This is a genomic window from Ornithinibacillus jepli, from assembly GCF_047228935.1.
Taxonomy (GTDB): Bacteria; Bacillota; Bacilli; order Bacillales; family Amphibacillaceae; genus Ornithinibacillus.
In genome coordinates this window covers 122,970-137,557 of record NZ_JBFEGG010000001.1, presented here as the reverse complement: position 1 = coordinate 137,557, position 14,588 = coordinate 122,970, and the positions used below count along the sequence as shown (strand labels likewise).

Genomic DNA, 14,588 nt, shown 5'->3' with positions numbered 1-14,588 from the left:
TCCAACACAAAAATTTCCATATTTTTCCTTTATTAATGCTTTTAGAGAAAGTGGTTAAAATTACTAAATGGGTAATAATAACTGTAATCATGTTTAATCGGAGGAAGAAAATGGATAACTACCAAAATACAAACAAGGCACGTCGTTATAAGGCACATGTTAGTATTTTGGGGACAACCCAAATACATCTGAGAAACCCATGGACGATAGCCATGTGGTCTGTTGCCTTCCCTGGTTTTGGCCACTTTCTCCTAAATAAGTACCTTAGAGGGTTTACCTTATTTTTTTGGGAAATTTTTATTAACCAAATGGCGAATATAAATCAAGCAATTGTTTATTCATTTGCAGGTGACTTTGAAGCTGCTAAACAAGTATTAGACACTAGAATGATATTAATGTATTTGCCTGTATACTTATTTGCAATTTGGGATAGTTATCGAACAGCAGTCGATTTGAACAATTTATATTGGTTGGCTAAAAAAGAGGATGCTAAGTTTAATTCATTCTCCATTGGTAATCTAGAAATTAATTATCTGGATAAACGAGATCCTATTATGGCTGTCTTGTGGTCCATGACCATTCCTAGCTCTGGTCAGCTTTACATTCATCGGATTATTCTAGCTGCCTTCACACTATTTTGGACTGCTATATTTGTATATTATTCACATTTATTAGAGGCAGGCATCTATTTAATCAATGGTGATTTGGTAAGATCAAATGCTGTGTTAAATGCCCAATGGCTTTTATACATGCCGACCTTTTATTTTTTTACTATTTATGATTCGTACGTTAGTACAGTTGAAAATAATAAACTTTTTGAAGATGAGCAACGAAGTTTTTTAAAAAGGCATTATCAACAGTATCGCCTAAATCTAAAGAAAACAGGTAAGGTGGATCATATGCAAATATTTGCTACATTTGAACACTCAATCTACCTCGAATCGGCTATATCTGAATTAGAAGAACATGGCATTAAAAATATTCTTGCTATACCGTTAAACAATCGAGAGGAAGAAAGAAAACTCTTCGATAACGTTCATCAATCTGATGGGGTTTCCTTGATATCTAAAGCGATGATATTAGCGTTTCTCTTCTCAACTATGGGGGCTGCAAAAGGATTTTCATGGGAATGGGGGCCAATAATCTGGGGATTAATTGGAGCTGGAATAGGTGTTATAATAGGCTTGGGTATAGATTTGGTTATGAAAAAGGTCATTAAAAAGAAGCAACGGTTATTAAGAGGAAAAAATTCAGAAGTGATACTTATCATAGAATGTGAAGATCATCAATCAAAGGATGTTATTAGCATTCTTCGAGAACGATTAGCATTTGGAATAGCGGAGTTAAAACCGGAATAATAAGAGAAATAAAGCAGCTAACATTTTTCTAGCTGCTTTTCCTTTTGGAATGGTCATTTTTGTTTGAATTAAGCATTGTATATGTGGGTTTTTTCTTTCCATTTGATTATAAGTTTAGGGAGCAACAAAATCGATAAATCCTAAACCATATGATAAGCTTTTATTTAGATACTTATAATTCATACATAGGAGTGATGCTACATGTCAAACGCAATTCCAGAAATCATACTAAATGATGGTAATCGTATTCCTGCTGTTGGTTTTGGTACTTATAAGCTAAAAGGCAATGATGGTGCTCATGCTATTGAGAGTGCAATCAATAACGGCTATCGTTTACTAGATTCCGCTTATAATTATGAAAATGAAGGAACTGTTGGTGAGGCGATTCGTAGAACTTCTGTGCCTCGGGATCAACTACTTATTACTTCAAAACTTCCCGGACGATATCATACATATCAAGATGCAGTGACGACTATCCAGGAATCCCTTTACCGAGCTAATCTTGACTATTATGATATTTACTTAATCCACTGGCCAAACCCAAATCGAGAACTTTATGTGGAAGCTTGGCAAGCTTTAATTGATGCAAAAAAATGGGGATTGATCCGTACGATTGGAGTATGTAACTTCCTGCCTGAACATCTAACTAAATTACAAGAAGAAACTGGTGTGCTACCTGCTATCAATCAAATTGAACTACATCCATTTTTCAACCAAGAGGATCAGCGTAAGTGGCATGAAGAAAATGATATTGTAACGGAATCTTGGAGTCCACTTGCTCGAGCGAATGATGTATTTGAAAATCCAACGCTTCAAAATATTGCAGCGAAACATAACAAAACTGTTTCACAAATCGTTTTACGCTGGCATTATCAGCTTGGATCAGTAGCAATCCCTAAATCCGCTACTCCAGTCCGTCAGCTTGAAAATATCTCCATCTTTGATTTTTCACTAGATTCAGATGATATGCAAACAATTGCTAGCATGTCACGTCCAGATGGTCGTTTAAAAGGTCAGGATCCGGCTGTTTATGAGGAATTTTAATATGAAAATTATTACTCTCTACGTCATGTAGGGAGTTTTTTTTATACTATTGCAATCCCCTCTCCACATTGTTATCGTTAAAGAAAATAGATTGATAGAAAGGATTTTGGGGATGAATGAGAAAGTTTTATCACTTCATGAGTTAACGATGAGTTATTCAGGTAATAACGTGCTGAATGGAATCAATCTTGATGTGTACCGAGGTCAAATCATTGGATACATTGGACCAAACGGTGCTGGGAAAAGTACCACTCTAAAAATTATCCTTGGACTTGTTGAAGGATACAAGGGTACTGTTGAAATTTTCGGTGAGGACATTGCCTCCAACAATCTTACTTATAAACAAAAAATCGGCTATGTTCCGGAAAATGCAGAAATCTATGACACCCTAACAGCAGCTGAGTATTTAACATTCACCGGCGAGCTTTATGGATTAGAACGACAAAAAGCAGAAGATAAAGCATTAAAACTTCTTGAACAATTTGATATGGAAGAAGTCTTTCATTCTAGAATTTCATCTTTTTCCAAAGGTATGCGACAAAAGGTACTTATCATCTCAAGTCTATTACATAACCCGGATATTATTTTCCTTGATGAACCATTAAGTGGTCTAGATGCGAACAGCGTGATGGTCATAAAAGACATGCTAGAAGCTTTGGCAAATCAAGGGAAAACGATTTTTTATTCCTCACACATCATGGATGTCGTAGAGAAAATTAGTAATCGTATTGTACTGTTAGTTAATGGTGAAATCGCTGCGGATGGATCATTTGATGAATTAAAAGAACAAAGCCAAGAAGGTTCACTAGAAGGTATTTTCAACCAATTAACTGGTTTCGATGTTCATAAAGAAACAGCAGAGAATATAGTTTCCATTATTACCGAGGTTGGTCAATATGAGTAATTTTCGAACATTAAAGCTGCTTGATCGCTTCCAATTTATCTTTCGTAAATTGGACATTGATTATAGTGTCATGCGTAAAATTGTAGAGATTAAACTTATGATGGACAGTAGGCGCGTGCCAACGATACTCAATGATATGAAGAAAAAAGAGGGGAATCAGTTTTTAAAATCGCTCTGGATATATGCGCTATATGGTATTATGCTTGTACCATTTCTATTTATAGGCGATAACTACATGCTCCAATCCACTATCATGATTGCCATTTCCATGTTCATCCTAATGACATCTATGATTTCTGACTATTCCTCAGTTCTATTAGACATTCGAGATAAAGTAATTTTGAATACGAAGCCAATCAATACGAGAACAATTAATGCTGCAAAATTTGTTCATATAGGGATTTATTTATCTTTTTTAACCGGTGCATTTATTGCTGTACCGTTAGTCGTGATGCTATTTGTTCATGGGATCTTCTATTTTCTACTATTCATTATCGAGATTATATTACTAGATTTGTTCATTATGGCCTTAACTGCATTAGCTTATATTCTAATATTGCGATTTTTTGATGGAGAAAAATTAAAGGACATTATAAATTATGTACAAATCTTTTTAGCTGTCGGAATCGTGATCGGATATCAAATTATAATTCGTGTGTTTGAATTTGTTGACTTGACTGCCCTTTATCATTTTAGCTGGTGGCATGTTATCGTCCCACCATTATGGTTCGGTGCTCCATTTGAACTGTTATTAAATCAAAACTATTCAATTGAATTTATTATTTTATCAGCACTTGCTGTTATCTGTCCTATCATTTCAATATTCATCTATTACAACATGATGCCTTCATTTGAGAAGAATCTACAGAAACTAATGGAGGAATCTAGTAAGAGGAAAAAGAAAAAATGGAGTCTTAACAGTATTAAGGAAAAAGTTGTTTGCTTCAACAAGGAAGAAAGAATTTTTTATCGTTTCGCCTCCATCATGATTAGTCGGGAAAGAGACTTTAAGCTAAAAGTTTATCCGTCTCTCGGTATGGCGTTAATCTTTCCATTCATCTTTCTTTATAATAATGTGAGCTACATGGAATTTTCTGACTTAGGGGATAGTAAAACATATTTGACCCTTTATTGGGCAAACATTATTATCGCAACAGTAGTATATATGCTTCAATTTTCAAGTAAATATAAAGGGGCATGGATTTTTCAAACGATACCTATTCAAAAAGAGTCTCATGCATATAGTGCCACTTTAAAAGCTTTTATCGTAAAACTATATTTACCAATTTTATTCGTTTTATCTGTCGTATATATTTGGATATTCTCATTTCGAATTGTTCCAGATATACTGATTATACTTTTAACAGCTATCTTGCAAGTGCTCATTTCCTATAAAGTATTTAATAAAGGAAAATTCCCATTTACGGAGCCTTTCTCCTCTGCACAGCAAGGAGGGGCAACTGCAGGTATTATAATCGTATTAATGCTAATCGTAGGGGGTTTTGCTTTAATACATTTCTTGATTACGTTAATAAGTTTTGGAACATATGTATACCTAATAATATTAGCAATTTTAACGATCGTTCTTTGGAAAAGTATGTTCAGATAAAATTATGGGGGCAGTTAATTACTGCTCCCATATTCTTTCCTAGCCGTGTAAATGAAAAGATAGCTCCATCACCTTGTTAGTAAGGATAGAAGTTGTAAGCGATACATGAAGAACTTATATTTTGGAGATACTATTCGGGATTAATCTTCAATATATTAGGAGTGTCTCTCAACATGATGCAAGCATCTTATAGTCCGGTTCTAACTACCTTCTCATTCATCATATTCATTCTTTCCATTTACACTACTTTACTCATAGTAGAGAGAATTTTTGATGGAGTTCGTTCGCATAGAAGAATTTGGATTATAACAGGAATTTTGGTCATGGCAACAGGTATCTTTTCTATGGATTTCCTTGCTATGATTGCCCATCATGTTGCATTTCCTATGAGATTTAACTTAACTCTATTAATGGTTGCCTACTGTTTTGCCTTAATCACATCTTTAACTACATTTCTAACCCTCTTTCTTCAGCTTTCAAAGGCGAAGCACTTGATTAGTGTATTAATTATCGCTTCAGGATTACTTTCGCTTAACTATAGTGCAGTCTATGCAACCGATGAGCCATTTACAATTCAATTTACCTCTATATACTTTTTCTTAGCTATTATGTTTGCTATGGGGTTCGCCTTTTTAACCCTTAAAATATCCATTAACATGAAAATGAGGAAAGAACGTTCTTTATTTATGGTTGGAGCATATACGTTCTTATTAGGAATCGTAATCTTATTATTAGACTACTTTGGGATGAAATCTATTAATTTTATACCCCATTCCCATGATCTTAATAACTATAACGGATTAGATACCTTTACTTTAGGAATCATTTTAACGATAAACTCTTTACTGATTATGATTTCTGTTTTAGTTACAGCTCGACTAGATTACCATGCTATTCAAAAAGAGAAACAACTTGTAAGCCAACTCAAAGAAAGCGACAAACGTTATCACGATTTAGTAGAGCATTCTCCCGAGGCAATTGTCGTGCTAGATGGGGAAAAGATAGTATTTGCTAATGAAGTCTGCATAAAAAATATACGGGCAAAAGATAAGAATGAGCTTATCGGTCGAACAGTGATGGATTTTATTCATCCTGACTATCAAGAAAAAATAAAAAATCGATTTTTAAAATTAAAACAAGGGGATCCACTAGATTTTTCAGAGGTCAAATTAATTGCGCTAGATGGTTCTATTATTGATGCAGAATCAACCATTTTCTCCATAACCTATGATAATACTTCGGCTATTCAAATCATTGTACGAATATTAACCGAAGAAAAGAAGATAAAACGTGCACTTGTCAATCAACAACAGCAGTTTCTATCCTTATTTCAATATAATCCTAATCCAGTATTTTCATTGGATTTAACAGGACAAATTCGAGACTTTAATCCACCAGTATGGGATTTATTTGGCTATTCTAAAGAAGACCTAGTCGGTAAATATTGGTATGAAGTAATTGATTCAGATTTTATCACCCTAATGAATGAGAACTACAATAAAGTATTGCAGGGTTCAACCCAAAAATATGACCTACATGTTAAAGCTAAGGATGGACGCTTAATCGCATGTAACATAACAAATATTCCTATTATTATTAACAGTATGGTGGAAGGATCATTTGTAATCGTTAAGGATATGACGAGAGAAAATGAAGCTATTTCACAAGTAAAAAAACTCGCCTTTACAGACCAGTTAACCGGCCTACCAAACCGTAGATGGTTTTATCAACATCTTTCAGAAGTTATCCAAAAAGCTAAGAAGGAAGAACAATCTCTTGCACTTCTTGCCATTGACTTTGATAATTTTAAAGACATAAACGACTTACTAGGACATCAAACAGGTGACATCTATTTGCAAAAAGTCTCCAGGAAATTAACAAATACCATAGACGGCAAAGGTAAAATTGTTAGACTCGGTGGCGATGAATTTATTATTGTATTAGAAAACATTACAAAGAAGGAAACCGTAGAATTAGCTGAACGAATACTGCGTATAGTAAATGAGCCAATCGAAATAGCCGGTCATGAAATGTTAGTAACCTTATCCATTGGAATTAGTATCCATCGAAAATGTACTGTTGACGTTGAAACGATACTTAAGCAAGCGGATTTAGCCATGTATTTAGCCAAAGAGAAAGGGAAAAACAACTACCAGTTTTTCAATGAAACTCTGAATGAACAGTTAGAACGGAAGTTACAATTAGAGAATGCGTTAAGAAAGGCAATAGATCATGAGGAGTTTATCTTATATTACCAACCACAAATAGACATGCGAACAGATAAACTTGCTGGATTAGAAGGTTTACTTCGGTGGAATTCTCCGTATGGAAATGTTGAACCAAGCGAATTTATACCTATTGCGGAAAAAACAGGGTTAATCGTTCCTATTGGAGAGTGGGCTATTCGTGAAGCGTGTCGCAGAATTAATTTCTGGAAACATCACGAAAAGCTTAACGTTCCTATTTCTGTCAATGTATCCGTAAGACAATTTATTGATCCTAACTTTACCAAACGAGTAGCACAAATAACGGATGAACAAAAAATTAATCCAGCCTGTTTAATGCTAGAAATTACAGAAAGTATCATGATGGACTTTGAAGATACCGTAAAGATTACACAAGAATTAAAATCGTTAGGAATAAAAATAGCGATTGATGATTTTGGTGCGGGCTATTCTAACCTACATCTCATGACAAAGTTAGAATTTGACATACTTAAAATCGATAAATCACTGGTAGATATTCATAATGAGCAAAAAATGAAAATACTAGATGCTATCATTAAGTCAAACGATGCACAAATTGTCATTGAAGGTATAGAAACAAAAGAAGAATATGAAGTACTGAAGGAATATAATACGATTGGGCAAGGCTACTATTTCGCCCGCCCCATGCCACCAGAGGATTTATTAAAGTTGGGGCAGGTATAAAATTACCCGCCCCTTATTTATGCACTAGATTTCGTTAACTGTTTTTCCTGGTATTTCCGTTCAATAACCAAAATTACTTCTTTAAATTTCCTTAAAGTAAAAGCAAAAACAGGACTTTGGACGAACGTAAAAATAAAAGTAAAGATAAACACTGGACCACCTAACAGAAAGCCAATCACTAACACTAGCGTCTCCACAACAATACGGATGGTTCCAATAGATTTACCTAATTTATCTGCGATAGATAGCATAAAACCATCTCTTGGTCCTGCACCGATATCAGCAGAATTGTATAATCCTCCACCAAAGCCCATCGTAATAATTGCGACTAGCATGATTAAATAATCTGTCCATGTGTGAGTTGCATGTGGGAGAAAATCAATCCAAAGAAATATATCCACGAATACTCCGACAAGAACTCCATTTAAAAAGGTCCCTATTTTCACATAGCTTTTATCTAACATTAACGAAACAACAATTAATAATACCGAAATAATAATTGCCCAAGAACCTATCGACAAACCAAACTTATCATACAGAGCAACATTTAACACATCCCATGGATGAACACCTAAATACTGCATTTTTAGCGCTATTGTGATTCCATAACTGAAAATAATTAACCCTAACATATAAAAAAGCCAACGTATAACACGTATCATGTTTCCCCTTCTTTCTGTTCTCCATCATAATATGATTTAGGTAATAAAGAAAGATATCTGTACTGAAAAAAAAGATACGCGGTTTTTATTAATTTGAGGAATAGTCATTCAAACCAAAACCTTATTTTTTTCATATATTTCAATTGCTTTTTCTAGAAATTCCAAGAGCTCTCCTTTAACTGGATATAAGTTAATATCCTTAGACTTTTCTTCTGATTTGCGTATTTCGTAAAATTTATTAGCCAATTCCTTGTCCCCTCGAAATAATTCATCTGATAATATTAGCACATCTTCGGCAATAATTTGTGCTTCTTCAGATTCAGGTAGGACACCTTTTTGCATACAAAGATCCAATCTTCTAGTTACATTAATCCATTTCTTTATTTCTGGTCCACCCTCCTCCATTTTTGGAAGTGTTGCTTTTAACGTATCCTCTTCTTGTTCCTCAAAATACTTGCTCCAATTGGGATTTGCTTTTTCCCTGTTTTTCGCTTCTTGTATTAATGGAATTAGCTGCTCCCAGTTAATCTCACCTTCCAAATGCACTATACTTATAATCGTGTTTGTATTTTTGATTGATTCACTTAGTTCATTTAGTTGCAGTTCTAGCGACTCTCTATGAGCTTGCAGTAATTGTTTAATCGTAATTTTGGATAATATTTTTTCTATATCATGTAATGATAAGTTCAACATTTTTAGAATCGTGATTTTTTGTAATATAAGTAAGTCCGAATCACTATATAGTCTCTTCCCATATTCATCCTTTTGGCTAGGAATTAACAATCCAATTTGGTCGTAATACCTTAGCGTTCTTACAGAGATGTCTAACTTTTTGGCTACTTCTCCAGTCGAATAAAAATTCATCCTAATCCCTCCAAAAATAGTACTTGCGGGTTACGTAACGTCACCAATTACAATTACTATAGCATAAAAATGAAAAGGGGATTCCAAATGGATAGAAAACAATTATTCAAACAAATGCCATGGTCATGGAAAGAATTAATCGTATTATTAGTGCTTGTATTAATAGTAGTGCCTTTTTTTATCGAATATTTATTACAAACTAATTTAACAGACCTATTTCAAAATGACTTTTACTCTGGAACACTGACAGGGTTCATTATGTCGATCATTTTTCTAGTTGGACTGTATATGGTTACGTTGCGACCTAAAAAACTTTCTTGGAAAGAGGTCGGATTGCTAAGATTTTCAAAATCGTATTGGTCGCAAACCATTTTATGGGCAGTTGTGTTAGTTATAAGTTCTATTGTATTAGCAATTATTATCGACCTACTATTCGGAATTGGAACCGATAATCAAAAAACGGAAAGCATTCAAACTAGATTATCGACGATTAATATCATCATTGCTTTTGTCTCCGCAGCAATTATTTCACCTGTTTATGAAGAAATATTTTATCGAGGATTTTTATATCGATGGTTCCGAGTAAAATTTGGGTTAGTAACAGGACTGTTGGTCAGTTCCTTCATTTTCACATTGGTACATATTCCAACATATAATTCACTTCCATATAATTTTTTATCTGGACTTATCTTTGCTTGGACATATGAAAAAACAAGCTCAGTTTATCCAGCAATAATCATCCACGGAATATTCAATGGGCTTAGTGTAATACTCACTGTAATTATGTAGAATATTTTAAGGGCAGTAACTCAAGGATACAATGTTCCTTGAGTTACTGCCCTCTTTTATCTATTCTTGTCCAGATTCTCGAACCTGCACTTTTTCACTTTTGGTGTCTCTAAAGTATCTAAAATCATTACCTGTTGGATTTTGGAATAAACGTAGTCCAAACTCTGGGGCGACGGCAAATAGATGATCAAATATATCCGATTGGATTGATTCATAAACCGCCCATTCTATTGTATTCGTGAATGTGTATATTTCAAGTGGCACCCCATTTTCCGTCGGATCTAATTGTCTTACCATTAATGTCATGTCCTTATGAATATTTGGATGACGTCTTAAATAGTTATCGATATACGCACGGAATACACCGATGTTTGTCATTGCTCTTCCATTCACCGGATTTTCTCTACTTATCTTGTGCATTAAATTGTATTCTTTTATTTCCTCTTCCCTCTTTGTAATATACTCCGTTAGAATATGAATCTGTTTTAAACGTTCTATCATCTCCGGCGTACAAAAGCCGATACTCGTTGTATCAATAAATAAGGAACGTTTAATCCTTCTTCCACCCGCATCCTGCATTCCACGCCAGTTTTTAAAGGAATCGGATACTAAGGAATAGGCAGGAATCATAGAAATAGTCTTATCCCAATTTTGAACTTTAACGGTATTTAACGTGATATCAATAACATCACCATCTGCTCCATATTTCGGCATTTCGATCCAATCACCAACTCGTACCATGTCATTGGCCGAGAGCTGCACCCCAGCAACAAAACCTAAAATAGAGTCTTGGAAGACTAACATAATAACCGCTGACAATGCCCCAATTCCACCGAGTAACACAAGTGGACTTTCCCCAATTAAATTCGCAATAATTAGGATGGCCCCTATCGTAAAGAAAATAATATTGGCTACTTGAATGAATCCCTTGATCGGTCGTGTTTTAGATATTTCAAAGGTTCGGTAAATATCATTAATGGCATGTAGCGTACCATTTATCACCAATAACATAATCATGATAATGTACGTAGTGGAAGCTTTTTCTATTATGTTTTGATAACCTTCGAATATGTTAGCAAAATTGTAAATAATAATTGCTGGAACAATATGTGACAATCTATGAAACACTTTCCGTTCAAGAAATACATTATCCCATTCATATTTATTGTTTTTAATAACACGTGAAATAATATTAACAACAATTTTCTTCGTTATAAAATTTGCAATAACACAAATGAATGCTATGAAAAGAATATTAAGACTGGTTTCTAGGTATTTTGCTGTAGTTGCATTTAGTTCTAATCCACCAACCCAATTCGTAATAAACTCCATGTTTCTCCTCCATTATATGAATCGTTCATAATAAAACAATAAGTAAAACTGCCGATACAATTTCCTTTTAAGGCAGTATCTTTATCATAACAAAGATAAAATTATTTTGCCTAGCCAAAGAAAGTTTATCCTATTATATAAAGGAGATATGAGTTACCTTGGAAAAGCCTCATCTTTAGAAACCCTAATCATTTCTTCAGGAAAATACTTCTTAAAATACTTTTCTACCGCTACATGAATATCTTTACGATACCACTTAGACAAATCATGTTTCTCGAACAATGCTGGCATCCCTAACCTAGTTGAACGCCTACCCATTGCTCCATCACCTATGCTTAACGTATCAATCCAAATATGATCTACTATCCCTTCCAATGCACTAGCAAAGTCAGGAGTAAATGGTAATACCGGAGAAATGGATGCTTGAGTTGGTATCCCTGCATCATGTAATTTTTTCAATACCTTTAGTCGTAATTTAATCCCAGGAGCATATGGAGCAAAAATCCGCTTCATATCTTCTCTATCCGTTTCAATCGTCATGGATACAAGAACGTTACACGTTTCTTTTAGTTGCTCTATTAAATCGATATCTCTTTCGATTAAAGGACCCCGAGTTTGGACTTGTACAAAATCTGGTGGATTTTCAATCATTTCTTCCAATATTCCTCTCGTTATGTTAGCTTGTCGCTCAATCGGTTGATAAGGATCTGTTGCAGAGGACATAAAAATATTAACTGGAGTACCCTTCTTACGTAGCTTCTGTATCTCATTTCGATAATTTTCTCTAGCATTTGTTTTAATATCTACCCATTCTCCCCATGGGATATCTTTAAATCGTTGGAGAGGCATTTCTCTAACGTAACAATACAGGCAAGAAAAGCCACAACCACTATAAGGATTTAACGAATGAGTAAATCCAACATCTAGATATCCTTTAGCTTCGGTCAATATTTTCTTGGAAAGTACTTCTTTTAACTGAATGTTCATATTAGAACCTCTCCCATATTTATCATTGTCATATTATACTACGAGAAAATACCTTATTACAGTATTTCCTTTCCTACTCACATCTCCTTCTTTAAAGAATAAGATAATCAAAAAAGGAGTGAGATATTTGCCTAATTCCTTCCCTGTTCAAATTAGGACTCATCAAGTTAGTGCTGGGCCAGATAAAATTGTCTATTATCCACAAGTAATTCTGATGAATAATTACTTGATACAAAACTATATCAATCAAACTATCATTAAAGAAACCCAGGGCTTAATTGACCAACAAGTTGATGAGACTCCTTCAACTGTGGCAGAAATGCTTGGAACGTATGAGATCAAGAATAATCAACGTGATGTACTAAGCCTTACCCTCACCAATTATACGTATCATGATAAAGCGGCTCACGGGATGACTTATAAAAGAGCTTTAACATTTGATATAAAGACCGGTAAAAGATATGAATTAAAGGATCTTTTTAAACCAGATAGTAATTATATCGAAAGGCTATCCACCATCATAAAAGAACAAATCAAGGCACGTAATATCCAGCTTATTGAAGATTTTACATTAATTAGCCCGAACCAAGACTTCTATATTGCTGATAAAACACTAGTAATCTATTTCCAATTATATGATATAACACCATACGTATTTGGTTTTCCAATGTTCCCTATTTCTGTCTATGAGATACAAGATATAATTAGAGAGGATGGACCTTTAGGAAAAATGGTAGAAAATAACTAATATGTTAAAGGTTATTAATTATTTTTCACTGCTGTAGACACCTTTTATGTTACCCCTACTTGTTCATATACCACTATAAATTGTTTCCTGCTGTAAAGAAGACTTACTGTTTCCATAACAAGCAGCATTGAAATGAATAAATTGTCATGCCAACATTCTTCAAGGGGAGTGTTGGTTTTTTATTTTATGGACATATTATTACTAGGAGGTGTTTCATAGTGAAAAAGAACCCTGAGGAACGAATTCAATCTTCTAGCCGACGAGAACGTTCAGTGGATGCTGATGATATCTCCAAAGAAGAACGACAAAACAGTAATGTTCTTGAATCAACTATTGAACAAGCATATCCTAGAATTAAGCATATCCTAGAATTGATACGGAAAATCTATAACCATTCAACATTTCCTTGTTATGATATACCTTTAATCTTGGTATAACCCAAAAACCCGTTATGTTAAACATCTAGCGCTATTAAGATATTAAAAAGCACCCTTCTACAGTCGTATATAAACACTTACGACTGTAGAAGGGTGCTTTTTTCTCTGACTTATTTTATCTATATTTTCCCATCCAATCTCTCCTTCTTATTCTCATTTTAATTATAACGCAATTAAAAAGGATAGATTGGTCAAGAAGTTATAAAACATGAACTCTTTCCTCATACTGTCTGCAATTATTTTTTGCATAGATTAATCTCTCAAGGTTTCCAAAACGTCCTCAATGGTGATAATGTAATATACCCCATTGTTACTACACCTACAATTCTTTACGACATTATATAAGAGTTTTGGTCATAATTATATCCACTTGTTCTTCATCACCCATATAAAAAGAGTGAGATCCCGTTTGAACAAACCCCATTTTTCTATAAAATTCAATCGCATTCTCATTCTTTTCCCAAACACCAAGCCAGATTTTATCTTTATTAAGTTCCAAAGCAATTTCCATTGCCTTATTTAATAACTTTTTCCCTAGTCCGTGTTTTTGATAATGACTCTTTATATATATCCTCTCTACTTCAAGTGATTCATCACCCATATCTTCCGATTGAGCCTCATTGATATTGACCTTTAAATATCCAGCTAGTTTACTTTGAAAATAAATAAAATAAAACTGTGAGGAAATAGTGGTTAACTCTTTTTCTAATTGTTTTATGTTAAACGCCTTTTCCAAATAGGTATACATATTTTCTGGTGAATTTTGGTTTTTAAAGGTCTGATCAAAGGTTACGTAACTAATTTCTTGAAGTTCGATTAAGTCTTCAAGGGTACACCTTTTTATCGTAATCGCCACTTTTTATTCACTCTCCTGCAACTCCTTTAAAATACTTGTTGGGATCCATGTAATTCCAATAACAAGTA

Annotated in this window: 13 protein-coding genes; 8 read left to right on the top strand and 5 right to left on the bottom strand. The window is 34.1% G+C overall.

Features of this window, described 5'->3' with window-relative positions:
* Positions 1-110 precede the first annotated feature (110 nt).
* From AB1K81_RS00655 to AB1K81_RS00635, 5 genes are all read left to right on the top strand, one after another.
* Positions 111-1,358, top strand: a complete 1,248-nt coding sequence (locus AB1K81_RS00655; RefSeq protein WP_412974723.1) for a hypothetical protein — start codon at positions 111-113, stop codon at positions 1,356-1,358.
* 201 nt (positions 1,359-1,559) lie between these two features.
* Complete coding sequence (locus AB1K81_RS00650) at positions 1,560-2,402, top strand: aldo/keto reductase (RefSeq protein ID WP_412974722.1); 843 nt, start codon at positions 1,560-1,562, stop codon at positions 2,400-2,402.
* 112 nt (positions 2,403-2,514) lie between these two features.
* Entirely contained in the window at positions 2,515-3,306 is a 792-nt protein-coding gene (locus tag AB1K81_RS00645) for an ABC transporter ATP-binding protein (protein ID WP_412974721.1), read from the top strand.
* Positions 3,299-4,915: a hypothetical protein gene (locus AB1K81_RS00640; RefSeq protein WP_412974720.1), complete on the top strand. Its 1,617-nt coding sequence runs from the start codon at positions 3,299-3,301 to the stop codon at positions 4,913-4,915. The genes AB1K81_RS00645 and AB1K81_RS00640 overlap by 8 nt, the downstream gene beginning before the upstream one ends.
* A 173-nt stretch (positions 4,916-5,088) precedes the next feature.
* Entirely contained in the window at positions 5,089-7,845 is a 2,757-nt protein-coding gene (locus tag AB1K81_RS00635; RefSeq protein WP_412974719.1) for an EAL domain-containing protein, read from the top strand.
* Between the two features lie 17 nt (positions 7,846-7,862).
* On the opposite strand, the gene AB1K81_RS00630 is transcribed toward AB1K81_RS00635, so the two are convergent.
* Together AB1K81_RS00630 and AB1K81_RS00625 are read right to left on the bottom strand one after the other, a co-directional pair.
* A complete protein-coding gene (locus tag AB1K81_RS00630) occupies positions 7,863-8,507 on the bottom strand; it encodes a YczE/YyaS/YitT family protein (RefSeq protein WP_412974718.1) in 645 nt (214 codons plus the stop codon).
* 108 nt (positions 8,508-8,615) lie between these two features.
* The gene (locus tag AB1K81_RS00625; protein WP_412974717.1) at positions 8,616-9,371 is read right to left on the bottom strand and encodes a MerR family transcriptional regulator; all 756 of its coding nucleotides are present in this window, start codon (positions 9,369-9,371) and stop codon (positions 8,616-8,618) included.
* Between the two features lie 87 nt (positions 9,372-9,458).
* Between AB1K81_RS00625 and AB1K81_RS00620 the strand changes: the two genes are divergently transcribed.
* The gene (locus AB1K81_RS00620; protein ID WP_412974716.1) at positions 9,459-10,160 is read left to right on the top strand and encodes a CPBP family intramembrane glutamic endopeptidase; all 702 of its coding nucleotides are present in this window, start codon (positions 9,459-9,461) and stop codon (positions 10,158-10,160) included.
* A gap of 60 nt (positions 10,161-10,220) precedes the next feature.
* Here the strand turns inward: AB1K81_RS00620 and AB1K81_RS00615 are convergent, their stop codons facing one another.
* Both AB1K81_RS00615 and AB1K81_RS00610 read right to left on the bottom strand, forming a co-directional pair.
* Positions 10,221-11,492 carry a mechanosensitive ion channel family protein gene (locus AB1K81_RS00615; protein WP_412974715.1) on the bottom strand — a complete coding sequence of 424 codons (1,272 nt, stop codon included), beginning with the start codon at positions 11,490-11,492 and terminating at the stop codon, positions 10,221-10,223.
* Positions 11,493-11,645: 153 nt separating this feature from the next.
* A complete protein-coding gene (locus AB1K81_RS00610) occupies positions 11,646-12,479 on the bottom strand; it encodes an SPL family radical SAM protein (protein WP_412974714.1) in 834 nt (277 codons plus the stop codon).
* Between the two features lie 127 nt (positions 12,480-12,606).
* Here AB1K81_RS00610 and AB1K81_RS00605 point away from each other — a divergent pair, with 127 nt between their 5' ends.
* Both AB1K81_RS00605 and AB1K81_RS00600 read left to right on the top strand, forming a co-directional pair.
* On the top strand, positions 12,607-13,227 hold the full coding sequence (locus AB1K81_RS00605; protein WP_412974713.1) for a DUF3298 and DUF4163 domain-containing protein: 621 nt from the start codon (positions 12,607-12,609) through the stop codon (positions 13,225-13,227).
* A gap of 218 nt (positions 13,228-13,445) precedes the next feature.
* Positions 13,446-13,664 (top strand): hypothetical protein, encoded by a 219-nt coding sequence (locus AB1K81_RS00600; RefSeq protein ID WP_412974712.1) that lies wholly within the window; start codon positions 13,446-13,448, stop codon positions 13,662-13,664.
* Between the two features lie 337 nt (positions 13,665-14,001).
* Here the strand turns inward: AB1K81_RS00600 and paiA are convergent, their stop codons facing one another.
* Positions 14,002-14,520 (bottom strand): spermidine/spermine N(1)-acetyltransferase, encoded by a 519-nt coding sequence (gene paiA / locus AB1K81_RS00595; protein ID WP_412974711.1) that lies wholly within the window; start codon positions 14,518-14,520, stop codon positions 14,002-14,004.
* Positions 14,521-14,588: the final 68 nt, after the last annotated feature.

What these genes read in the sequence shown, in the direction of transcription:
- AB1K81_RS00655 (WP_412974723.1), top strand. Translation starts at nt 111, where the DNA reads ATGGATAACTACCAAAATACAAACAAGGCACGTCGTTATAAGGCACAT.
- AB1K81_RS00650 (WP_412974722.1), top strand. Translation starts at nt 1,560, where the DNA reads ATGTCAAACGCAATTCCAGAAATCATACTAAATGATGGTAATCGTATT.
- AB1K81_RS00645 (WP_412974721.1), top strand. Translation starts at nt 2,515, where the DNA reads ATGAATGAGAAAGTTTTATCACTTCATGAGTTAACGATGAGTTATTCA.
- AB1K81_RS00640 (WP_412974720.1), top strand. Translation starts at nt 3,299, where the DNA reads ATGAGTAATTTTCGAACATTAAAGCTGCTTGATCGCTTCCAATTTATC.
- AB1K81_RS00635 (WP_412974719.1), top strand. Translation starts at nt 5,089, where the DNA reads ATGATGCAAGCATCTTATAGTCCGGTTCTAACTACCTTCTCATTCATC.
- AB1K81_RS00630 (WP_412974718.1), bottom strand. Translation starts at nt 8,507, where the DNA reads ATGATACGTGTTATACGTTGGCTTTTTTATATGTTAGGGTTAATTATT.
- AB1K81_RS00625 (WP_412974717.1), bottom strand. Translation starts at nt 9,371, where the DNA reads ATGAATTTTTATTCGACTGGAGAAGTAGCCAAAAAGTTAGACATCTCT.
- AB1K81_RS00620 (WP_412974716.1), top strand. Translation starts at nt 9,459, where the DNA reads ATGGATAGAAAACAATTATTCAAACAAATGCCATGGTCATGGAAAGAA.
- AB1K81_RS00615 (WP_412974715.1), bottom strand. Translation starts at nt 11,492, where the DNA reads ATGGAGTTTATTACGAATTGGGTTGGTGGATTAGAACTAAATGCAACT.
- AB1K81_RS00610 (WP_412974714.1), bottom strand. Translation starts at nt 12,479, where the DNA reads ATGAACATTCAGTTAAAAGAAGTACTTTCCAAGAAAATATTGACCGAA.